The sequence below is a fragment of the Plantactinospora sp. CA-290183 genome (assembly GCF_050936375.1).
Lineage (GTDB): Bacteria > Actinomycetota > Actinomycetes > Mycobacteriales > Micromonosporaceae > Plantactinospora.
Map to the genome: position 1 here is coordinate 684,927 of NZ_JBNJMX010000001.1, position 20,470 is coordinate 705,396.

The following is a 20,470-nucleotide window of genomic DNA, read 5'->3' on the forward strand; positions in this document are numbered from 1 at the left end:
GTTCCGTAACACGGCGGACCGATCCGGATAGGACAGACATTCCGCCGGTGACCACGTGGGAGCCCACGGATTGCCGTTCCGTGGTCGGACGTTGACGCTGTGCGATGCGTCACGGCTCTTTACGGCGCCGTCACAGGCCGCGTACAGTCGCCGACAAGTAACCCACGGGAGCCCGGTGGACCGGGCTGAGAGGGGGGCTACGCAGCCCCCGACCGTCGAACCTGATCCGGGTAATGCCGGCGCAGGGAGGAGCGTTGCCGTGCCATCTCTCGGACGACTTCACCTCATCACCGACGCCCGCCCCGGGCGTGACCCGCTCGCGGTGGTCGAGGCGGCCCTCTCGGTCGCCGGCCCCGAACTCGTCGTGCAGGTCCGGGTCGAGGACGACACCGACGACCGGACGGCGTACGAGCTGGCCCGCGCGATAGGCGCGCGATGCGCCGCCGTCGGGGCGTCCTGCCTGGTCAACGACCGGTTGCACGTCGCCCTGGCGGTCGGTGCGGCGGGCGCACACGTCGGCGCCCGGGACCTCCCGGTGGACGCCGCCCGCCGGGTGCTCGGCCCGGCGGCGGTGCTCGGCGCCACCGCCCGGGATCCGGCGACGGGCACGGCGGCGGTCGCGGCCGGAGCCAGCTACCTCGGCGTCGGCCCGTGCCACGCCACCTCCACCAAGGACGGTCTGCCCGAGCCGATCGGTGCCGAGGGCGTCCGGCGGGTGGCCGACGCGGTGCCCGTACCCGTGATCGCGATCGGTGGCGTCACCGCCGGGCGGGTCCCCGCGCTGCTCGCCGCCGGCGCGTACGGGGTGGCCGTGGTCGCGGCGGTCGCCGGGGCCGCCGATCCGGCCCGGGCCACCGCCGAACTCCTCGCCGCACTGCGCGACCCGTCCACCGCCCCGGCCGGCCGGACCGGCCCCTGGACGACCGGGCGGGCCGGTGAACCGGACCGGCGGGTCGGCGGGCGAGCGGCCGGAGCGGCGGGATGCTAGGCGCCGGTCGCCCGGACGTGACGGTGGTGGGCGCCGGCCCCATCGGCCTGGCCACCGCCTGGCGCTGCGCCGCCCGGGGGATGCGGGTCACCGTGTACGACCCGGAGCCCGGCTCCGGCGCCTCCGACGTGGCGGCCGGGATGCTCGCCCCGGTCGCCGAGGCGCACTTCGGCGAGCGGGCACTGACCGGACTGCTCGCCGAATCGGCGGCCCGCTGGCCGGCCTTCGCCGCCGAGCTGGCCGAGTGCACCGGCCTCGACCTGGGCTACCGCACCGAGGGGACGCTCACGGTCGCGCTCACCGGCGACGACCTGGCCGAGGCGGAGCGGCTCTGGACGTACCAGCGGGAACTCGGACTGCCGGTCACCGCGCTGCGGCCGGCGGAGCTGCGGGCCCGCGAACCGTTGCTGGCGCCCCGGCTGCGCGGCGGCGCGCTCGCCCCCGGCGACCACCAGGTCGACCCGCGCCGGTTGGTGGCCGCGCTGCGGGTCGCGGCCGAGCGGGCCGGGGTGACGCTGGTGCCCCGCCCGGTCCGCCGGCTCTCCGAGCTGGACCCGGGCGCCACGGTGGTCGCGGCCGGCTGCGGTACGGCGGCCCTGACCGGCCTGCCGGTCCGCCCGGTGAAGGGACAGATCCTCCGGCTGCGGGCGCCCGGCGGCGCCCCGCCCGGCTTTCGGCACGTGATCCGGGGCCACGCCGACGGCCGGGGCGTCTACCTGGTGCCCCGGGCCGACGGCGAGGTGGTGCTCGGCGCCACCGTCGAGGAGCGCGGCGACCTCCGCGTCACCGGCGGGGCGGTACTGGAACTGCTCCGCGCCGCGACCGACCTGCTCCCGGAGATCGCCGAGTACGAGCTGGTGGAGGCCCGGGCCGGGCTGCGCCCCGGCACCCCGGACAACGCGCCGCTGCTCGGCGCGCTGCCCGACCGGCCGGAGGTGGTCGTGGCGACCGGGCACTACCGGCACGGCATCGTGCTGACCCCGGTCACCGCCGACCTGATCGCCGAGCTGCTGGCGACCGGGTCGCCGGATCCGGCGATCGCGCCGTTCTCCCCGGGCCGGTTCGCCCGCCCGGCGGCGGGCGGGGCAGGAATGGACAACGGACCAACCAGGGTGGGGAGGACACGGTGGAGCTGACCGTGAACGGGGTCGGGCAGCGGCTGCCCGGCGAACTGACCGTGGCGGACCTGGTGGACCGGGTCTCCGGAGCGCACCGCGGCGTGGCGGTCGCGGTGAACGGCGAGGTGGTGCCGCGGGGCGGCTGGCCGGCCCGGCTGCTCCGGGACGGGGACCGGGTCGAGGTGCTGACCGCGGCCCAGGGCGGGTGACCGGGATGCCGGTCCAACTCGCGGAGACCGATGCGGACCTCCTGCTCGGCGGCGAGAGGTTCACCTCCCGGCTGATCCTCGGCACCGGCGGGGCGAGCAGCCCGTACGCGCTGGAGCAGGCGATCCGGGCCAGCGGCACCGAGCTGGTCACCGTCGCACTGCGCCGGATCGACAGCACCGCCACCATGGGCGGCGGCCTGCTGGACGTACTCACCCGGTGCGGCGTACGGCTGCTGCCGAACACCGCCGGCTGCCGTACCGCCGCGGAGGCGGTCACGGTGGCGCACCTGGCCCGGGAGGCGTTCGACACCCCCTGGGTGAAGCTGGAGGTGATCGGCGACGAGCGCACCCTGCTGCCCGACGCGGTCGAGCTGGTCGCCGCCGCCGAGCGGCTGGTCGCGGACGGGTTCACCGTGCTGCCGTACACGACCGACGACCCGGTGCTGGCCCGGCGGCTCGCCGACGCCGGCTGCGCGGCGGTGATGCCGGCCGGTGCCCCGATCGGCTCCGGACTCGGCATCGGCAACCCGCACAACCTGCGGCTGCTGCGGCAGAACGTCGAGGTGCCGGTGATCCTCGACGCGGGGATCGGCACCGCCTCCGATGCCACCCTGGCGATGGAGCTCGGCTGCGACGCCGTGCTGGTGGCCAGCGCGGTGACCCGGGCCGCCGACCCGACCCGGATGGCGGCGGCGATGCGGCACGCCGTCGAGGCGGGCCGGTTGGCCGCCGGTGCCGGGCGGATACCCCGACGCTTCCACGCGCTGGCGTCCACCCCGGACGAGGGGCGGCCGGACCTGTGAGCCGGCCCGGTCCGAACGTGGACACGCCGGTACCGGCCGACGGCGTGCCGCGCGGGGTGGTGGTGGTCACCGACCGCAGGCAGAGCGCCCGGCCCCTGGTCGACGTGGTCCGGGCGGCGGTCGACGGCGGTGCGCGCCGGGTGCTGCTGCGGGAACGGGACCTGCCCCGCGAGGAGCGGCTGGATCTCGCCGGTCGACTCCGGGCGGTCCTCGCCCCGGTCGGCGGCACCCTGCTCGTCGCCGGAGGAGACCCGCTGGGCGGCTACGCGGTGCACCTCGCCGCCGCCGGCCCGTACCCACCGCCGGCGCTGCCGCTGGTCGGCCGCTCCTGCCACGACCCGCACGAGCTGGCGCGGATTTCCACAGAGGACTACGTGACGCTCTCGCCGGTCTTCCCGACCCCGTCCAAGCCCGGGTACGGGCCACCGCTGTACCCCGTCGGACTGGCCCGGCTGGTCGCCCGCAGCCCGGTGCCGGTGCTCGCCCTCGGCGGGATCGGCACGCCCGAGCAGGTCCGGGCCTGCGTCAACGCCGGCGCGGTCGGGGTGGCGGTGATGGGCGCGGTCATGCGGGCCGCCGATCCGGCCGCCACGGTCCGCGCGCTCTGCGCGGCGGCGACGGTCGAGGCGGCGGCCGGGCGGTGGGACCGGTGACGCCGCCGGTCGTGCTGACGGTCGCCGGCTCCGATTCCGGCGGAGGAGCGGGGATCCAGGCCGACCTGAAGGTCTTCGCCGCGCTGCGGCTCCACGGCACCTCGGTGATCACCGCGATCACCGCGCAGAACACCCGCGCCGTACGCGGGGTCCACCCGGTACCGGCCGAGATGGTGACCGAGCAGATCGCCGCCCTGGTCGACGACCTGCCGCCGCTCGCGGTCAAGACCGGCATGCTCGGCGGCGCGGCGGTCGCGGACGCGGTGGCCGCCGCCGCCCGGGCCGGCCTGCTGCCGAACCTGGTGGTCGACCCGGTGCTCGTCTCGACCAGCGGGCACCGGCTGGGCGTGGTCGGGGCCGTCGAGCGGCTCCTGCCGTACGCCGTGGTGGCGACGCCGAACCGGGCCGAGGCCTCGGCGATCCTCGGCTGGCGGGTGTCGACGCCGGACGAGATGGCGAAGGCGGCCACCGAACTCGCCGCCGGCGGCCCCGAGTACGTGGTGGTGACCGGCGGCGACGCCGACGGTGCCGACCCGGGCGGGGAAGGGCCGGCGGGCGGGGGCGGTGCCGTCGACGCGCTCTGCGGCGGCGGCGAGGTACGGCTGCTGCCCGGACCGTGGTTCGACACCCGCAACACGCACGGCACCGGATGCTCGTTCTCGGCCGCGATCGCCGGTCGGCTCGCGCTCGGCGACGCGGTACCGGACGCGGTGCGGTTCGCCAAGGAGTACGTCGCCCGCGCGCTGCTCGGGGCACGCGCGTGGCAGTTGGGCGGCGGTCACGGACCGCTGGACCACTTCGGTTGGTCCAGCTGACTCACCCAGGAGGTTGTCTGATGGAGGCTCGTCGCAAGGTGTACGTGGAAGGGCCACGGCCGGACATCCGGGTGCCGTTCGCAGAGGTCGAGCTGAGCGGGGCGGAACCACCGCTGCGGCTCTACGACACCTCGGGACCGGGCAGCGACCCCGAGGTCGGCCTGCCCGCGCTGCGCGGTCCGTGGATCGCCGAGCGGGGCGACGTGGCCCCGGTGCGCGGCGCGGGCACCCCGCTGGCCGGCGCCGACGGCCGGCGGCCCACCCAGCTGGCCTATGCCCGGGCCGGTGTGATCACCCCGGAGATGCAGTTCGTCGCCCTCCGCGAGCAGGTGCCGGCCGAACTGGTCCGGGACGAGATCGCCGCCGGCCGGGCGGTGCTGCCGCTCAACGTCAACCACCCGGAGTGCGAGCCGGCGATCATCGGCAAGGCGTTCCTGGTGAAGGTGAACGCCAACATCGGTACCTCCGCCGTCACCTCGTCGATCGCCGAGGAGGTGGAGAAGCTGACCTGGGCGACCCGCTGGGGTGCCGACACGGTGATGGACCTCTCCACCGGCAAGCGCATCCACGAGACCCGGGAGGCGATCGTCCGCAACGCGCCGGTCCCGATCGGTACGGTGCCGATCTACCAGGCACTGGAGAAGGTCGGCGGCGACCCGGTGCAGCTGAGCTGGGAGGTGTTCCGGGAAACCGTCATCGAGCAGGCCGAGCAGGGCGTGGACTACATGACGGTGCACGCCGGGGTCCGGCTGGCGTACGTGCCGCTGGCGGTGAACCGGGTCACCGGCATCGTCTCCCGGGGCGGCTCCATCATGGCCGCCTGGTGCCTGGCCCACCACGAGGAGAACTTCCTCTACACCAACTTCGCGGAGCTCTGCGAGATCCTCGCCCGGTACGACGTCACGTTCTCCCTCGGCGACGGGCTGCGTCCGGGGTCGATCGCGGACGCCAACGACGAGGCGCAGTTCGCGGAGCTGCGTACGCTCGGCGAGCTGACCTCGGTGGCCTGGGAACACGACGTACAGGTGATGATCGAGGGACCCGGCCACGTGCCGATGCACAAGATCAAGGAGAACGTCGACCTCCAGCAGGAGCTGTGCCACGAGGCGCCGTTCTACACGCTCGGCCCGCTCACCACGGACATCGCCCCGGCGTACGACCACATCACCTCGGCGATCGGGGCGGCGATGATCGGGATGTTCGGCACCGCGATGCTCTGCTACGTCACCCCGAAGGAGCACCTCGGCCTGCCCGACCGGGACGACGTCAAGGCGGGTGTGATCGCGTACAAGATCGCGGCGCACGCGGCGGACCTGGCCAAGGGGCACCCCGGGGCCCAGGCGTGGGACGACGCGCTCTCCAAGGCGCGGTTCGAGTTCCGCTGGGAGGACCAGTTCAACCTCTCGCTCGATCCGGAGACCGCCCGCGCGTACCACGACGCGACGCTGCCGGCCAGCCCGGCCAAGACGGCGCACTTCTGCTCCATGTGCGGGCCGAAGTTCTGCTCCATGAAGATCACGCAGGAACTCAAGGAGTACGCGGCTAAGGGGATGCGGGAGAAGTCGACCGAGTTCGTGGACTCGGGCGGCAAGGTCTACCTGCCGCTGGCCTGAACCGGCTCACTCGGGGTCACGGTCGGGCGGCCGCAGACTACGCCGTCCGCCGTCACCCGGGTCCTCCTCGGGGTCGGGCGCACTCAGCCCGCTCACCCAGTCGACGTACTCCTCGTCGTGCGCCGGCAACGGTTCCTCGGCCCGGCCGCGCCCCTTCGGCTCCCGCTGTGGGGGTGCGGCCGGCTCCTTCTCGGTCTCCCCGGCCGGCTCCGCGCCCCGGTCGGAGCGGTTCCGCCGGAACAGGCCACGCCGGACCCGACCGAGCTTGCCCGTGGGCTCCGACTCGCCGGTCTCGGCGGTGCTGCTGCTCTCGTCCGTACCGCTCTCGGGCCCGCCGGTCTCGGGTGTGCTGGCCTCGGGTGTGCTGGTCTCGGCGGTCCCGCTCTCGGGCGTGCCGGTCTCGGCCGGGCCCCTGCGGATCACGGTGGTCCCGACGTCCTCGCCGCGCCGGGTGCCGGCGATCCCGCCGGCGACGTACCCGGTGTCGGCTCCGCCCGCCGCGACGCCGGTCCAGGTCGGACCCTCCGCCGCAGTTCCGTCCGGTCCGGTGCCGTCCGGTTGGGCGCCGCCGCCGGCGTCGTCGCCGCCGGACACCGGTCCCGTCGTTGCGGTGCCGGTCTCCCCGGCGCGGCCGGCCGCGGTGGTGGCCCCCGTCGCGTCGTCCCGTCCGGACTGCTCGACGTTGGTACGGGCGCCGTTGTCGTCCGGCCCGGTCTTCCTTCGCGCGGCCTCGGTCCGCTCGGCCTCGTCCGGGCCGGCCGGCACGAACGCGTTCCAGCGTTGGTCCATCCAGCGGGATTCGGTCGAGGAGAGCGGGGTTCCCGGCGGGTCGGTCAGCCCGGCGATGTTCAGGTTGGGCAGGGTCGGTGGCTCGGCGACCGGTGCCGGCCGGGTCACCGGCGGCACCGTGGGCAGGACGTACGGAGCCGGTGCCGCCGGGACGACGGGCGCAGTGGCGGCCGGTTCGGCGCCCGCCGGCCGATCGACGCTGGCCGGCGTGGTGCCGGTGGTTCGCTCGGTGCTGGCCGGTGGCGCGCTCGTCGGTCGCTCGACGCTGGCGGGTCGCTCGACGCTGGCGGGCGGGGTGCTGGCGGGACGCTCGACGTTGGCCGGCCGGTCGACGCTGGTCGGTCGCTCACCGCTGGCCAGCGGGGTGCTGGCTGGCGGGGTGCTGGCTGGCGGGGTGCTGGCGGGACGCTCGGTGCCGGCCGGCGGTGCCCCGGCGGTGGCTGGTGGCTCTGCCGTCGGTGCGTCGCGCAGCGGGGCATCGGTGCCGGGTAGCTCGGCGACCGGTGGGTTGACGACCGTCGGCCAGAAGTCGGCGGTGGTGGGCCGCCAGGCCGGCATCTCGGGCGAGGCGGAAGCGGCCCCGGTCCCGGCGTCGGCCCGCGCGGGCTCGTCCGCCGCCCCGGCCGGCGCCGGGCGATCGACGGACGCCGGGCGATCGAGGGACGCCGGGCGATCGAGGGACGCCGGGCGATCGAGGGACGCCGGGCGATCGAGGGACGCCGGAGGCTCGACGGGCGCCGGAGGCTCGATGGGCGCGGGACGCTCGCCGGACGCCGGACGCTCGACGACAACCGGAGGCTCAGGTACGACCGGAGGTTCGGGAGCGGTCGGAGGTTCGGGAGCGGTCGAATCTTCCACGGCAGCCGGCCGCTCGACCGGAATCGAGGGCTCGACGGAGGCCGGCGGCACGTCCGGCGCGGGGCGGACGGGGGGAGCCGGCGGTACGGCGGGGGCCGACCGCTCGACCCGAGCCGGCGGTGCGGCCGGGACGCCGAAACCGGCCGGAACGGTCGGTCGGGGCGCGGCCGGCCGCTCCGGCGGGACGGGCGGCTCGGCCGGTCGGTCGTCCTCGGCGGCGCGGTGCCGGGCCACGGGCTGGCGTTCCGCGAATCCCGGGCGCGGGTCCGACCCCTGCTGCCCGGCCAGGACGAACCGCCCGGTGCCCCCGAGTTCGGCGCTGCGGGTGAATTCCTGGGTACGCGCGGCCGGGTCGACGTCGGCGAACCGCTCGGTCGAGGTACGGGAGGCCGGCACAGCCGGTGCGGTGAGCACCTGCCCGTCGAGGCGTCGGCTCTCGGCCTCCAGCGCCGAGGTGTGCGGGTTCGCCGCGTAGGCGTTCGAGGCGTAGACGGTCGAGGCGCGCGAGGTCGAGGCGCTCGGGTCGGCGTCCGGGCTCACGGCGTCCCGTACCGGCGGGTGGATGAGGGTCGTCGCCGCGGGGTCGGCGCCGCCGGCCGGGCCGGACGGGGTGCCGCGGTTCCCCGTCAGGGGCCAGCGGGCCAGCGCGGCCAGCACCGAACCGAGGGCACCGGCGGCGACCGCGATCAACGCACCCCAGTACGGCGCCACCTGGTACTGGTCGACCGAGCCGGCCGGGCCGGCGACGAGATAGGCCACCGCGAGCATCGCGGGCCCGACGAGCCCCGACGCGGCGACCACCGGGACCGACCGGTCGAGCCAGCGGGCCAGGGCTCCGGTGGCGGCACCGGCGACCAGCGCGAGCGCCGGCATGGTGACCACGGCCAGGCGCTGCGCGGTGTCTCCGGCCAGCCAGGTCGGATCGGGTACGCCGAGGCGCACCGCGGGCAGCGGGTCGCTGGAGCCGAGCGACGACAGCACGGAGACCAGGGCGAGGAACCAGACGGCGCCGACCAGCGCGGCGACGTTCCAGCCCAGCGGCCGCTGGCTGAGCACCGCCACGGCGGCGAGCAGCCCGACCACCGCCCCGATCAGCACGACGACGCTGATCGTCGGCACCGGGGCGACCCCGTCGACCTCGGCGGTACCGGCCGGCCGCATGGCCAACGGCGCGACGACGAGTGCGCCGAGGGCGGCCGAGGCGGCGAGGGCGGCCCGGGTGGCCAGCGGCGGCCGGGGGCCGTACCGGCAGGCCAGCCGCTCCGCGACCACCGCGCCGGCCACCGTGGCGACCATGGCGAACCAGCCCAGCCAGGCCAACTGGGCGGCCCACTGGCTTTCGGCGGACGCGGCTGAGGCGCGCCCGAAGCGTAGGAGACCGAGGCCGTACGCGAGGCCCAACTGGCCCGCGCCGGTCAGCAGGCCGAGGCCGGCCGCGGCGAGCAGCCTCCTGCTCCAGGAGTGGAAGGTCACGCGGGGCAGGTTACGACGCGGCTGCCCCGGCCGCCACCCGCGGCCCACCCCGTACGCCTCGGGAGGCCCCCGAACACGCTCTGCCGGGCATCGGATCCGTGCTCAGCCGGCCGTCGGCGCCGGCTCGGCCGGTTGCGCCCGCGTCTCGTCGGTGTTCATCAGCAGCTCGTGCAGCTCGGCGGAGCAGACCGCGACCTCCTCCAGGTGCGCGTTGTGTCCGAACGAGCGCGGCCGGGGGATGTCGACGGTCACCAGCTTGCGCATCCGGCCCGGTCGCGCGCTGAGCACCGCGACCCGGTCGGCCAGCAGCACGGCCTCCTGGATCGAGTGGGTGACGAAGAGGATCGTGGTGCCCAGCTCCATGTGGATGCGCTGCAACTCGACGGCCAGCTCCTCCCGGGTGAGCGCGTCCAGCGCGGAGAAGGGCTCGTCCATGAGCAGGACCTTCGGCTGCTGGATCAGCGCCCGGCAGAGCGCGACCCGCTGCTGCATGCCGCCGGAGAGCTCGTGCGGCAGCTGCTTCTCGAACCCGGTCAGGCCCACGATCTCCAGCAGCTCCTGGGCCCGGCTGCGGTGCTGTGCCCGCTTCCACCCGAAGATCTCCACCGGCAGGAGTACGTTGTCCAGCACCGACCGCCAGGGCAGCAGGGCCGGGCGCTGGAACATCATCGAGATGTCCCGGCGCGGCCGGGTCACCGGTTCCCCGTCGATGGCGACCCGGCCGGACGTTGCCGGGATCAGGCCGGCCACCAGCCGCAACAGGGTCGACTTGCCGCACCCGGAGCGGCCGATGATCGCCACGAACTCCCGGTCCTCGACGTTCAACTCGATGTTGCGCAGCGCCTCGACCGGGCCGGTACGGCCGCTGAATGTTCGGGAGAGTCCGGTCATTTCGATCATGTCACGTTCCTTCGATGCGATTGTCGCCGGGCGGTTCGGGCGAGGTGTGCGGGATCGGGGCGGCCCGATGGCCTGGCCGGGCTCAGGCGGTGATTTCCCGGGCCCAGGGGAGCACCAGCCGTTCCACCGCCACCACGATGTAGTAGAGGCTGACGCTCATGGCCGCGAGCAGCACGATCGCGGCGAACGCCTTCGGGGTGTCGGCCGCGCCGATGGCGATCGCGACCACCGCGCCGAGCCCGCCGTTGGGGTTGTAGACCTCGGCGACGACCGCGCCGATCGGGGCCAGCGACATCGCGACCTTGAGGCCGACGAAGATCTGCGGCAGCGCCCACGGAATCCGTACCTTCAGGTAGGTCTGCCACCACGAGGCGCTCAGCGAGCGGGACAGCTCGCCCAGTTCGGCGGGGGTGGAGGCCAGCCCGGACATGGTCGCGACCACCAGCGGGAAGAAGCAGATCAGCGCCGCCATGAAGATCTTCGGTTCCGAGCCGAAGCCGAGCCAGAACACCAGCAGCGGCGCGATCACCACCTTGGGCACCGCGTTCAGGGTGATCAGCAGCGGCAGTATCGCCCGCTCGACCGGCGGTAGGGCGCCGAGCACGATCGCCACGATCACCGCGGCCAGCACGGCGATGCCGTACCCCGACAGGATCGCCACCAGGGTGTTCCAGGCCTCGCCGAACAGGTAGTCCGGCTGTGTCACCAGGCGGTCGATGATCTCCGGGGGCTTGGGCAGGAAGATGGTGCGGACCTCGAAGACGACGGCCGAGCCCCACCAGATGGCGATCACCGCGATCGCGCCGATCAGCGGCGGCCCCACCTTGCCCAGCGTGGTCCGGGGCCGCTCTGTCTCGGTGCTGCTCATTCGTCGTCACTCCCGCGTCGGCCCGAGGTGGAATAGGTGAAGTTGCCCCGCAGCACCAGCCGCGGATCGGTCACCAGCCGGCACAGCTCGGTCAACTGGGCGTCGGTGAAGCCGTGGGCCAGCAGTTCGGTGCGGACCTGTGCGATGTTCGCGGCCACGATCAGCGCGCCCGGGCTGCCACCCGGCCAGGAGCGGGAGTGGATGACGGTCTCCACGTCGACCAGTCCCGCGTCGAGCATCGCCGCGTGCACCTGCGCGGCCCAGGTCGGGTCGTTGCCGTGGGCGGGCAGGATGCGCTCGATCAGCGTGCTCGCGTAGGCGTCGAAGAGGGCCGCCGAGTCGGCGTCCGGCGCCGCGAGCACCAGCTTGTTCAGCGAGGTCAGCCAGTCCTCGACCACCAGCGTGCCGCCGGGGGCCAGCGAGCCGGCGAGGTGGCGCAGCACCTCGTGCCGCTCCGGGACGTGCAGCAGCACCAGCCGGGCGTGGATGAGGTCCCACGGTCCCTGCGGCACCGGGTCGGTGCTGAGGTCGTGCCGCAGCACGGTGTATCCGGGATGCGGGGGGATGTGCCGGGGGTTGAGGTCGGTGGCGAGCACCCGGCCGGTGGGGCCGGCCCGCTCCGCCAGCCAGCGTGCCACGCTGCCGCCGCCGGCGCCGAGTTCCAGGCACCGCCGCCCGGTCAGGTCGCCGAGCGCGGCGAGCCGGGCGAAGGTGGGCCCGTCGAGCATCGCGGCCAGGTGGTTGTGCCGGTCGACCGCCTCCGGGTCGTCGTTGTCGAAGGAGTACGACGGTTGGCCCGGCTCGGGCGGCACCGTCGGGTGGACGGACGCGGTCATGCGGACTCCAGGTGCGGCGTGGAGCGGGGAGGACCGTGGCCGGTGTCGCCGGCGTACGGCCCTCCCCGTCGTCCTCTGTGGGCTGTCAGGCCTTCGGCGTGAGGTCGAAGGCGACCACGGACTCGGGCGTCAACGGCTCCTTGACCAGCCCGGAACCCTGCATGATGGCCAGGGCCTTCGCCACCCGCTGCTCGTCCATCGAGCCGATCGGGGCGCCGCCGGCCGGGGCCACGTACGGGGTCATCGAGGTGATCTCACCCTTGGCGGCCGCCACGTTGGCAGCCGGCTGGGCCTTGAAGAGGATCTCCGCGGCCTCGTCCGGGTGCTCGATGGTGTACTGGAGGCCCTTCATCAGCGCCTCGCGGAACCGCTTGCACAGGTCCGGGTTGTCGTTGACCACGGAGGTCGTCGCGGCGATGCCGTTGCCGAACAGGTCGCTCAGGTAGTCGTTGTACGGCAGCAGCACGGTCTTCTTGCCGGCCGCCTTCTCGATGCCGGAGCGGCTGATCAGGAAGGTGCTGACCGCGTCGACCTGTCCGCTGGCCAGCAGGCCGGGGACCTGCTGCGGCGTGCCGTTGATCCACTGCACGGTCTTGTTGTCCACGCCGGCGAGCTGCGCGTACGCCGGGAAGAGCAGCTGGTTGACGGAGTTCGCGGCGGCGCCGATCTTCTTGCCGGCGAGGTCACGCGGCGAGGTGATCCCCGAGCCCTCCAGCGCGAAGATGGCGACCAGGGACTGCTGGTGCACCGCGGCGATCGTCTTGAACTTGTCCTTGTACTCCGCGTTGGTGCCGGCCAGGATCCACGCCCCGATCAGGTCGAGGTTGGCGAACTGGGCCTTGCCGGCGGTGAGCGCCTTGACGTTCTCGCCGGTCGCGGAGCCGAGCTGGATGTCGACATCGATGCCGGCCTCCTTGAAGTAGCCCTTCTCCTTGGCCACGAACGCGAACGCGTCCCGGCCGGAGGCGCCGAACGTCGTCAGGTAGGTCACCTTGTCCGCCGTGCCTCCGGCGGCATCGCCTTCGCCGTCGTCGGAACCGGTGCAACCGCTGGCCGTTATCAGGACCGTGGCCAGCAGGCCTGCGGCCAGCACACGGGTACGCCTGAACATGTAAGTCTCCCTCTGCAAAGCCTGATGGGCTGACGATGCCTGGCGCCGCGCTGTGTCGCGAGTGGATGGTCTGAGCGCGCATTCGACGTGCTGGGCGGGCGCCGGGCCGGGGTCCGCAGGTGATCGTAATCTGATCCGGTCCGCCTTGGTACCGTCTCGAACGTGAAGTTCCCACCTCGGCGCGATGTCCCTTAGCTGCCGTTTCACCCTCTCTGTTCGTCCGGGCCGGCCGGATCCGCAGTGGATCCCGCGGCTGGTTCGGGCTTCGTCGCCGAGGGGCGGGACACCAGTCGTGGCCGACACCGGCCAGCAAGGGGAGTGACTCCATGTACGACGACAGGGACGTCGTCGCCCGGGACGTACGGGTCCGGCGCCTCGGCGACGACTTCCGCTGGCCGGGTGGCCGGCACGTGGCGGTGGTCTTCAACGTCGCCTTCGAGGCGTGGTCGGACGGGCGTGCCCCCGGAGTCGGTCCGATGGGGAACGTGCTCGCGCCCGGGACCTTCGACACCAACGCGCTGATGTGGGGCCACTACGGCGCCGCCCGGGGGATGCGGCGGCTGCTGCGGGTGCTGGACCGGGTCGGCACCCGGGCCAGCGTGATGGTCAGCGGGGTGCTGGCCGAGCGGGACCCGGAGCTGGTCTCGGCGATCGCCGGGGCGGGACACGAGATCGTCGCGCACGGGTACGCCCAGGAGATCGTCCCGGCCGGCCTGTCGGCGGACGCGGACCGGGACAACATCTCCCGGACGACGGAGCTGCTGCGGGCGGCCACCGGCGAGTCCCCCCGGGGCTGGATCAGCCCGCGCGGCACCCCGGGCGCGGAGACCGCCCGGGCGCTGCTCGCCGCCGGGTACGCCTGGCACGGTGACGTCTTCGACGACGACCGGCCCTATCTCCAGCTCTTCGGCGAGGGCCGGATCGTCGGCATCCCGCTGACCATGGAGATCAACGACCTGCCGCACGCGATGCGCTTCGGCCGCTCGCCACGCCAGTTCGTGGAGAACTTCGACGACCTGCTCACGGCGGCGCTGGCGGACCCGGAGGAGGCGGTGCTGATCGACGTGACCGCGCACGCGCACTGCTACGGCCGCCCGGCCGGCGCGTGGGCGTACGAGGCGATCGCCCAGCGGGTGCGGGACCGCCGCGACGTCTGGGTCGCCACCCGGGCGGAGATCGCCCGGCACGTCGAGGAGACCTGCCCGGAGAAGACCGAGCGGGAGGGCGGGCGATGAGGATCGTGGCGTTCGAGGTGGACGGTGCACGGCGGCTCGGTGTCGTCGTCGGGGACGAGGTGGTGGACCTGCGCGAGGCGGACCCGGCCGCCCCGGTGGAGTTGCGGGACTGGCTCGCCGCGTACGACGGCGACCTCGGCCCGCTCGCCGAACTGGCGGCCTCGGCGCCGGCCCGGGCCGTACGCCCGCTCGACGGGCTGGACCACGCGCTGCCGGTCGCCGCGCCGGGCAAGGTGGTCTGCCTCGGCCTCAACTACCTGGAGCACGTCCAGGAGGGCCCGATGCGGGACAACGTGCCGCGGTTCCCGACGATCTTCCTGCGGGCCGCCACCTCGCTGGTCCCGCACCAGCGACCGATCATCCGGCCGCTGGCCTCGGAGACGCTGGACTACGAGGCCGAGCTGGCGGTGGTGATCGGCCGGCGGGCGCGGCACCTGTCGGTCGCGGACGCGCTCTCCTGCGTCGCGGGATACTCCTGCTTCAACGACGGCAGCGTGCGCGAGTACCAGCGCCGGACCAGCCAGTGGGACATCGGCAAGAACTTCGACCGGACCGGCGGGTTCGGGCCCTGGCTGGTCACTCCCGACGAGCTGCCGGCCGGCGCGCGCGGGTTGAAGATCTCCAGCCGGCTCAACGGCGAGGTCATGCAGTCGGACAACACCGACAACATGATGTTCCCGATCGCCGAGACCATCGCCGACGTCACCCGGGCGATGACGCTGGAGCCGGGGGACGTGCTCGTCACCGGCACGCCCTCCGGGGTCGGCCACGCCCGGCGCCCGCCGGTCTGGATGCGCCACGGCGACGTCTGCGAGATCGAGGTGGAGGGGGTCGGCGTGCTCCGCAATCCGGTACGGGACGAGGAGCCGGCCGCCGGATAGCCGGCGGGGAGACGGCGCGGGGGTGGGATCGCGGCGCAACCCCACCCCCGGCGGTTGACTCCGCCCGGCCGTCAGCCGCCGGCGAGCCGCCAGCGCCCGCCCCGGGCGACGAGCATGGTCAGCGCCTGCGGCATCAGGCCGGAGTGGTTACTCGGGGTGATCCGGATCAGCCCGGAGAGACCGTCGAGCTGCGAGGTCTCCAGGACGGTCCGCAGCCGCTCCCGGTCCACCCCGTCCGCCTCGCGTACGGCGTTGACGATCATCTGTACGGCGTCCGCCGCGAACGACGCGAAGCCGTGGTAGCTGCCGTACCGGGCGGTGTAGTCGCGGAACCACTGCTTGCGGGACGCCTTCGCCGGGGTGGTCGCGATGACGTCGTCGATCACCATCGTCTGGGTGAAGACCAGGGACGCGTTGTCGACGGACCGGGCCGTGGCGTCGTCCAGGAACAGCGAGCCGGCCGCCGCGGCGTCGAAGAAGAACTGCCCGGTGTATCCGGCGTCCCGGGCGCTGCCGGCGGCGAGCAGGGCCTGCTCGGCGGAGGTCCAGAGGACGAGGGCGTCCGGCTCCGGCTCGACGAGCGATTCCACGGCCTGGCTGACGTCGGTCGCGGTGGTCTTCACCTGTTGCATCTCGCTGGTCTCGATGCCGAGTTTGGCCAGTTCCCCGCGGAGCGCCAGGGCGCCCTCCCGGCCGTACCCGTCGTCGGTGCGCAGCAGTCCGACGTCCTTTATCCGCTTGCGCTTGAGCTCGACGGCGAGGGCGGCGGCGGTGTCGGCGGCGTTGGGGCCCAGTTTGAACATGTAGCGCCGGTCGGCGGCGGGGCTCGCCACCGCGCTGGCGGCGGCCAGCGCGATGGTCGGTATCTTCCGGTCGTTCACCGTCTTCACCGCGCCGATCGCGCAGTCGTTGCAACTGCCCATGATGATCGCGGTGATTGCCGGGTTGTTGGTGAATTCGCTGATGTTCCGGAGCGATTCGCTGGAGTCGGAGCGGTTGTCCTGGACATCGAGTCGGATCGTGCGGCCACCGAGCGCACCGGACTCGTTGGCCTGCTGGACCTTCAGCTCCAGGGCGCGTTGGTAGGCCTTGCCGGTGGCCGCGGCGGCACCCGAGAGTTCCAGGTCGGCGCCGATGACGATCTGGCCGGTCGCCTGCGCGTCGTCGTCTCCGAAGGAACATCCGGCGAGCGTGCCGGCCAGGCAGACCGACGCGAGCGCCAGAGCGGTGGCGGATCGGATGGGCCTCAACTCACGTCCTCCATCTGGGCGCGCGGGCTCCCGCTGGCGCCCTGCCGACGACTGTCCTGATTGGAGACTCGCACGCGGATTACCGTACGGTGTGCGCGGAGCTTACAGACCCGCAAACCTTGCCAACGGCCGGGCGGTCTGGTCAAGTAGCACCGTCCGATCTTGTGGACGGTGCTACCCGGCTCGTACGGGAGGGCGTCGACAAATTTTTACCTTACCGATGGGAAACCGGATCGGCCACATTTGCGCTGTTCAGCGCCGTGTGACGGCGATGGGATCCGGTGCGCGGAGTTGTGGGCGATTGCCCCGGCGCTGTTTCGGCTCTCCGCACAGCTTCCCAAACGGGTCTTGATCTGATGAAATCGCGGCCGTGCCGCGTGTGGCGCCGCCCGTTGCAGACAGGCTCCGGTCGGGAGGCCAGGCGTGGAGAAAACGACGGAGGCAATGTCGTGAGCACCGGAGGAACGTCCCTGCCCGAGAGTGGACTGCCGGCGCGCAGCGACCGGCGTCGCTGGTTCCCCCGTTTGCGGGACGCGCGGATCCGGTCGAAACTCGCGCTGATCCTCGTCGTGCCGGTCGTGGCGGTACTGGCCCTCGCCACCGTCCGGCTCGTCGACGTCGGCCAGCGGGCGTACGACGCCAGCATGATCCGGTCACTGACCGCGCTCTCCGCGGAAGTGTCCGGACTGGTGCAGGACGTCCACAAGGAGCGGATGGCCGCGGCGGCCCTGCTCGCCGTCCCCAATGCGAAGCCCGACTCCTTCAACGGCTACGTCCGGGCCACCGACGACCGGATCAACCGGTACCGGGAGGGGCGCGAGGGACTCGGCGGCATTCCGGACGCGATCGACAGCCGGCTGCGGGCCATCGACGCCCACCTCGTCACGCTGAACAGCACCCGGCAGGAGGTGCTCGACCGCGAGCAGATGCCGGTCGCCGAGGCGGTGCTGCGCTACGGGGTGATCCTGACCGACCTGGTGTCCTACGCCGAGACGCTCGGCCAGCTCGCCGGTGAGGGCGGCGTCGCCGAGGACCTGCGCGCGGTCGCCGCGTTCGCCAAGGCGAAGGCCGCGATCGCGGAGGAGGAGGCGGTCGCCTACGCCGCGCTCTCCGTCGGCCGGATCGCCGACGAGCAGTTCTCCTCGTTCGTGGCGACCCTCACCAGCCAGCAGGAGGCGCTGCTGGCCTTCTCGCTCACCGCCTCCGAGGCCCAGCGGGTACTGGTGGACCGGACCGTCACCGGCGACGCGGTGGCCCTCGCCGACCGGATCGCCGCCGACATCAGCCGCTCGACGAACGTGTCGACGCCGCTGGTCACGGCCGCCCAGGCGACGAGCGCCATCGGCGCCGTCAACGACCTGATGCGCTGGGCGGAGATCAGGCTGGAGACGGACCTGCTCGCCCGCGCCGACCAGGCCCGGTCGGACGTGCTGCGGCAGGCACTGGTCGAGGCGGGGCTGGTCATCCTCACCCTGATCGTCGCGATCGTGCTCGCCGTGGTGCTGGCCCGCTCGCTGAACCAGTCGCTGCGCCGGCTCCGCGAGGGCGCGCTCTCGGTGGCCAACCACGACCTGCCGGAGGCGGTCAAGCGGCTGCGCGACGTCGGCAACGTCGGTGACGGCGGCGTCGAGGAGATCGTCCGGCAGGTCCGCGACCCGATCCGGCTCACCAACAAGGACGAGGTGGGCCAGGTCGCGCTGGCGTTCAACGTGGTGCACAGGGAGGCCGTCCGGATCGCGGCCGAGCAGGCGGCCCTGCGTACCAGCGTCTCGGCGATGTTCCTCAGCCTGGCCCGGCGCAGCCAGACCCTGGTCGACCGGATGATCGGCGAACTCGACACGATCGAGCGGGGCGAGGAGGACCCGAAGCGGCTGGCGAAGCTCTTCGAACTCGACCACCTCGCCACCCGGATGCGCCGCAACGACGAGAACCTGCTCGTGCTGGCCGGTGCCGACTCCACCGCCCCGCGTCGTGAGGACGCCCTGCTGATCGACGCGTTGCGCGCGGCGCAGTCCGAGGTGGAGCTCTACAACCGGATCGAGTTCGGCACGGTCGACATCGACATCTCCGTCGCCGCCCACGCCGTCAACGACGTGGTCCGGCTCCTCGCCGAACTGCTCGACAACGCCACCCGGTTCTCCCCGCCGCACACCACGGTGGTCGCCGACGCGCGGCGGATCCGGGACTACGTGCTGGTTCAGGTGGAGGACCGGGGCCTCGGGCTCAGCGACGAGCAGATGGACGCGCTCAACCGCAGGCTGGCCGCGCCACCAACGGTGGACGTGGCGGCGTTCCGGCTGATGGGTCTGGCCGTGGTCAGCCGGCTGGCCAGCCGGCACGGTATCCGGGTCGACCTGCGGCGCAACGTCGAGGGCGGCACCGTCGCCCAGGTCACGCTGCCGGCGAGCACCGTCGTACTGCCGGTGCCGCGCGGCCGGGACCAGATCCTCAGCCGGCCGCGCCAGCCGCTCGCCGTCGAGCCGGCACCCACCGCGGCGCCGTCCTCCGTACCGTCGACGGGCCAGGGCTGGTCGGACACGCTGGCGCCGGCGGGTGCCTCCCGGGCCACCTCGGCAACCCTGACCGAGCAGTGGCGCAGCGTGGCGCCGGCACAGTGGCAGCCGGCCGCCGAGCCGGCCGCGCCGGTACCGGTGAACGCGGCGACGAACCTGGCGAGCAACCAGTACTCGCCGGTACCGACGTACCAGCCCGCGAGCCCGGTCGCCCAGAGCGCGGCCCCGGCGCCGACCGCACCGCCACCGGCGCACCCCGGCCTGGCCGAGTTCGGCGGCGCCTCGCCGACCATGGCGTACCCGACGGTCGCGGGAGCCCTGCCGCGCCGCGGCTCGGGCGGTGGCCAGGCCGCCGCACCCGCCGCCGCGTCGAGCCACCTGCCGTCCGGCCCGGTCGCCGGAGCCCCGGCAGCCCCGGCGGCCGTGGCGCCCCGGCTGGAGGACAGCGGCGAGGCACCGATCTTCCGGGAGATGGAGGCGGTCTGGTTCCGCTCGCACGGGCAGGACTCGACGGCGATCTTCACCGTCCCGCCCGGCGGGTACCAGACGCCTCCGCCGCCGGCGGCCACGAGGACGGTCACCCCGCCGGCCGAGCCCCCGCCGCCGGCCGCTCCGGCACCCAGCGCCGCGGCGCCCACCTCCCAGGCCGGCGCGGGCACCCCCGGGCGGGTTCCGCTGGCCACCCGTACGCCGGGCAGCAACGTCCCGCCGCCGGCCCCGTACGCACCCCCGTCGGTGCCGGCCCCGGCCCACGTCCCCGCGGCGGCGCCGGCGCCGGCGGCCAGCCCGGTGGCGCCCCCGCCCCCGGCCGGCACCTCTCGGCCCGAGGGAGGCTGGCGGACGGCCGCCGACGAGGGTTGGGCCCTGGCCAGCCGGGCGGCCGAGCCGGCGGCCGGCGGGACCACCCGATCCGGCCTGCCCAAGCGGGTACCCCAGGCGCAACTGGTGCCGGGTGGGGTTGAGCCCAGGAGCGGGCGGGAACCGACCCGGCGCACGCCGGATGAAGTACGCGGTCTGTTGTCGGCCTACCACCGCGGTGTACAGCGCGGCCGGTCGGCCGGCATGGAGCAGAACGGCACCATCTCGACCAAGGAGACGAGCGGATGAACAGGCCAGCAGCTATGCAGGACATGGGTTGGCTGCTCAGCAACTTCGCCGACAGTGTCGCGGGCATCGCGCACGTCGTGGCGGTCTCGGCCGACGGCCTGCTGCTCGCCTCCTCGCGGGACCTGCCACCGGACCGGGCCGACCAGCTCGCGGCGATCACCTCGGGTGTGGTCAGCCTGACCGACGGGGCGTCCCGGATGTTCAGCGCGGGCGGGGTGTTGCAGACCGTGATCGAGATGGACAGCGGGTACCTGTTCCTGATGTCCATCAGCGATGGTTCGTCGATGGCGGTACTCGCCGCCCGTAGTTGTGACGTCGGACAGGTGGGCTACGAGATGGCGCTCCTGGTGGAGCGCGTGGGCGCGGCGCTGGTGCCGTTGCCGCGCGAGGCCGTTTCGCGCCCGTAACGCCTGCCGATCAAGGATGGACCCGGTGACACCGCAGCTCGAC

16 protein-coding genes, 1 pseudogene and 1 riboswitch are annotated in these 20,470 nt (G+C 73.8%); of the genes and pseudogenes, 11 read left to right on the forward strand and 6 right to left on the reverse strand.

Annotated elements, in window-relative coordinates; all coding sequences use genetic code 11:
* Window positions 1-154 precede the first annotated feature (154 nt).
* Window positions 155-265: riboswitch (TPP riboswitch) on the forward strand.
* From thiE to thiC, 7 genes and pseudogenes are all read left to right on the forward strand, one after another.
* A pseudogene (gene thiE, locus ACQEUR_RS03335) lies at window positions 260-877 on the forward strand (thiamine phosphate synthase); the annotation flags it as partial. It overlaps the preceding riboswitch by 6 nt.
* Window positions 878-981: 104 nt before the next feature.
* Window positions 982-2,124, forward strand: coding sequence for a glycine oxidase ThiO (gene thiO, locus ACQEUR_RS03340; protein ID WP_433024948.1), 1,143 nt, complete (start codon window positions 982-984; stop codon window positions 2,122-2,124).
* Complete coding sequence (gene thiS / locus ACQEUR_RS03345; protein ID WP_433024951.1) at window positions 2,115-2,315, forward strand: sulfur carrier protein ThiS; 201 nt, start codon at window positions 2,115-2,117, stop codon at window positions 2,313-2,315. Before thiO ends, thiS begins: the two co-directional genes overlap by 10 nt.
* A 5-nt stretch (window positions 2,316-2,320) precedes the next feature.
* Window positions 2,321-3,118, forward strand: a complete 798-nt coding sequence (locus ACQEUR_RS03350) for a thiazole synthase (RefSeq protein ID WP_433024954.1) — start codon at window positions 2,321-2,323, stop codon at window positions 3,116-3,118.
* Between the two features lie 17 nt (window positions 3,119-3,135).
* On the forward strand, window positions 3,136-3,771 hold the full coding sequence (locus ACQEUR_RS03355) for a thiamine phosphate synthase (protein ID WP_433024957.1): 636 nt from the start codon (window positions 3,136-3,138) through the stop codon (window positions 3,769-3,771).
* Window positions 3,768-4,586, forward strand: a complete 819-nt coding sequence (gene thiD / locus ACQEUR_RS03360) for a bifunctional hydroxymethylpyrimidine kinase/phosphomethylpyrimidine kinase (protein ID WP_433024960.1) — start codon at window positions 3,768-3,770, stop codon at window positions 4,584-4,586. The genes ACQEUR_RS03355 and thiD overlap by 4 nt, the downstream gene beginning before the upstream one ends.
* Before the next feature lie 20 nt (window positions 4,587-4,606).
* Window positions 4,607-6,199, forward strand: coding sequence for a phosphomethylpyrimidine synthase ThiC (gene thiC / locus ACQEUR_RS03365; RefSeq protein WP_433024963.1), 1,593 nt, complete (start codon window positions 4,607-4,609; stop codon window positions 6,197-6,199).
* A 6-nt stretch (window positions 6,200-6,205) separates the two neighbouring features.
* On the opposite strand, the gene ACQEUR_RS03370 is transcribed toward thiC, so the two are convergent.
* The 5 genes from ACQEUR_RS03370 to ACQEUR_RS03390 all read right to left on the reverse strand — a co-directional run bounded on the left by ACQEUR_RS03370 (window position 6,206) and on the right by ACQEUR_RS03390 (window position 13,034).
* On the reverse strand, window positions 6,206-9,319 hold the full coding sequence (locus ACQEUR_RS03370) for a hypothetical protein (RefSeq protein ID WP_433024966.1): 3,114 nt from the start codon (window positions 9,317-9,319) through the stop codon (window positions 6,206-6,208).
* A gap of 102 nt (window positions 9,320-9,421) precedes the next feature.
* Complete coding sequence (locus ACQEUR_RS03375) at window positions 9,422-10,219, reverse strand: ABC transporter ATP-binding protein (RefSeq protein ID WP_433024969.1); 798 nt, start codon at window positions 10,217-10,219, stop codon at window positions 9,422-9,424.
* An 82-nt stretch (window positions 10,220-10,301) separates the two neighbouring features.
* Window positions 10,302-11,087, reverse strand: a complete 786-nt coding sequence (locus tag ACQEUR_RS03380; RefSeq protein WP_433024971.1) for an ABC transporter permease — start codon at window positions 11,085-11,087, stop codon at window positions 10,302-10,304.
* Window positions 11,084-11,923 carry a class I SAM-dependent methyltransferase gene (locus ACQEUR_RS03385; RefSeq protein ID WP_433024974.1) on the reverse strand — a complete coding sequence of 280 codons (840 nt, stop codon included), beginning with the start codon at window positions 11,921-11,923 and terminating at the stop codon, window positions 11,084-11,086. The genes ACQEUR_RS03380 and ACQEUR_RS03385 overlap by 4 nt, the downstream gene beginning before the upstream one ends.
* An 85-nt stretch (window positions 11,924-12,008) precedes the next feature.
* Window positions 12,009-13,034 (reverse strand): ABC transporter substrate-binding protein, encoded by a 1,026-nt coding sequence (locus ACQEUR_RS03390; RefSeq protein ID WP_433024977.1) that lies wholly within the window; start codon window positions 13,032-13,034, stop codon window positions 12,009-12,011.
* Between the two features lie 326 nt (window positions 13,035-13,360).
* Between ACQEUR_RS03390 and ACQEUR_RS03395 the strand changes: the two genes are divergently transcribed.
* Together ACQEUR_RS03395 and ACQEUR_RS03400 are read left to right on the forward strand one after the other, a co-directional pair.
* Window positions 13,361-14,269, forward strand: a complete 909-nt coding sequence (locus ACQEUR_RS03395) for a polysaccharide deacetylase family protein (protein ID WP_433024980.1) — start codon at window positions 13,361-13,363, stop codon at window positions 14,267-14,269.
* Window positions 14,266-15,150 carry a fumarylacetoacetate hydrolase family protein gene (locus tag ACQEUR_RS03400; protein ID WP_433024983.1) on the forward strand — a complete coding sequence of 295 codons (885 nt, stop codon included), beginning with the start codon at window positions 14,266-14,268 and terminating at the stop codon, window positions 15,148-15,150. The genes ACQEUR_RS03395 and ACQEUR_RS03400 overlap by 4 nt, the downstream gene beginning before the upstream one ends.
* A 71-nt stretch (window positions 15,151-15,221) precedes the next feature.
* Here ACQEUR_RS03400 and ACQEUR_RS03405 read toward each other — a convergent pair whose 3' ends face one another.
* Window positions 15,222-16,400, reverse strand: coding sequence for an ABC transporter substrate-binding protein (locus ACQEUR_RS03405; RefSeq protein ID WP_433024986.1), 1,179 nt, complete (start codon window positions 16,398-16,400; stop codon window positions 15,222-15,224).
* 449 nt (window positions 16,401-16,849) lie between these two features.
* On the opposite strand from ACQEUR_RS03405, the gene ACQEUR_RS03410 reads away from it, so the two are divergent.
* Window positions 16,850-20,020: a sensor histidine kinase gene (locus ACQEUR_RS03410; protein ID WP_433024989.1), complete on the forward strand. Its 3,171-nt coding sequence runs from the start codon at window positions 16,850-16,852 to the stop codon at window positions 20,018-20,020.
* Window positions 20,017-20,427 carry a roadblock/LC7 domain-containing protein gene (locus ACQEUR_RS03415; RefSeq protein ID WP_101368105.1) on the forward strand — a complete coding sequence of 137 codons (411 nt, stop codon included), beginning with the start codon at window positions 20,017-20,019 and terminating at the stop codon, window positions 20,425-20,427. The genes ACQEUR_RS03410 and ACQEUR_RS03415 overlap by 4 nt, the downstream gene beginning before the upstream one ends.
* The last annotated feature ends 43 nt before the right edge of the window (window positions 20,428-20,470 follow it).

What these genes read in the sequence shown, in the direction of transcription:
- ACQEUR_RS03375 (WP_433024969.1), bottom strand. Translation starts at nt 10,219, where the DNA reads ATGATCGAAATGACCGGACTCTCCCGAACATTCAGCGGCCGTACCGGC.
- thiC (WP_433024963.1), top strand. Translation starts at nt 4,607, where the DNA reads ATGGAGGCTCGTCGCAAGGTGTACGTGGAAGGGCCACGGCCGGACATC.
- ACQEUR_RS03415 (WP_101368105.1), top strand. Translation starts at nt 20,017, where the DNA reads ATGAACAGGCCAGCAGCTATGCAGGACATGGGTTGGCTGCTCAGCAAC.
- thiO (WP_433024948.1), top strand. Translation starts at nt 982, where the DNA reads ATGCTAGGCGCCGGTCGCCCGGACGTGACGGTGGTGGGCGCCGGCCCC.
- ACQEUR_RS03395 (WP_433024980.1), top strand. Translation starts at nt 13,361, where the DNA reads ATGTACGACGACAGGGACGTCGTCGCCCGGGACGTACGGGTCCGGCGC.
- ACQEUR_RS03390 (WP_433024977.1), bottom strand. Translation starts at nt 13,034, where the DNA reads ATGTTCAGGCGTACCCGTGTGCTGGCCGCAGGCCTGCTGGCCACGGTC.
- ACQEUR_RS03385 (WP_433024974.1), bottom strand. Translation starts at nt 11,923, where the DNA reads ATGACCGCGTCCGTCCACCCGACGGTGCCGCCCGAGCCGGGCCAACCG.
- ACQEUR_RS03380 (WP_433024971.1), bottom strand. Translation starts at nt 11,087, where the DNA reads ATGAGCAGCACCGAGACAGAGCGGCCCCGGACCACGCTGGGCAAGGTG.
- ACQEUR_RS03350 (WP_433024954.1), top strand. Translation starts at nt 2,321, where the DNA reads ATGCCGGTCCAACTCGCGGAGACCGATGCGGACCTCCTGCTCGGCGGC.
- ACQEUR_RS03400 (WP_433024983.1), top strand. Translation starts at nt 14,266, where the DNA reads ATGAGGATCGTGGCGTTCGAGGTGGACGGTGCACGGCGGCTCGGTGTC.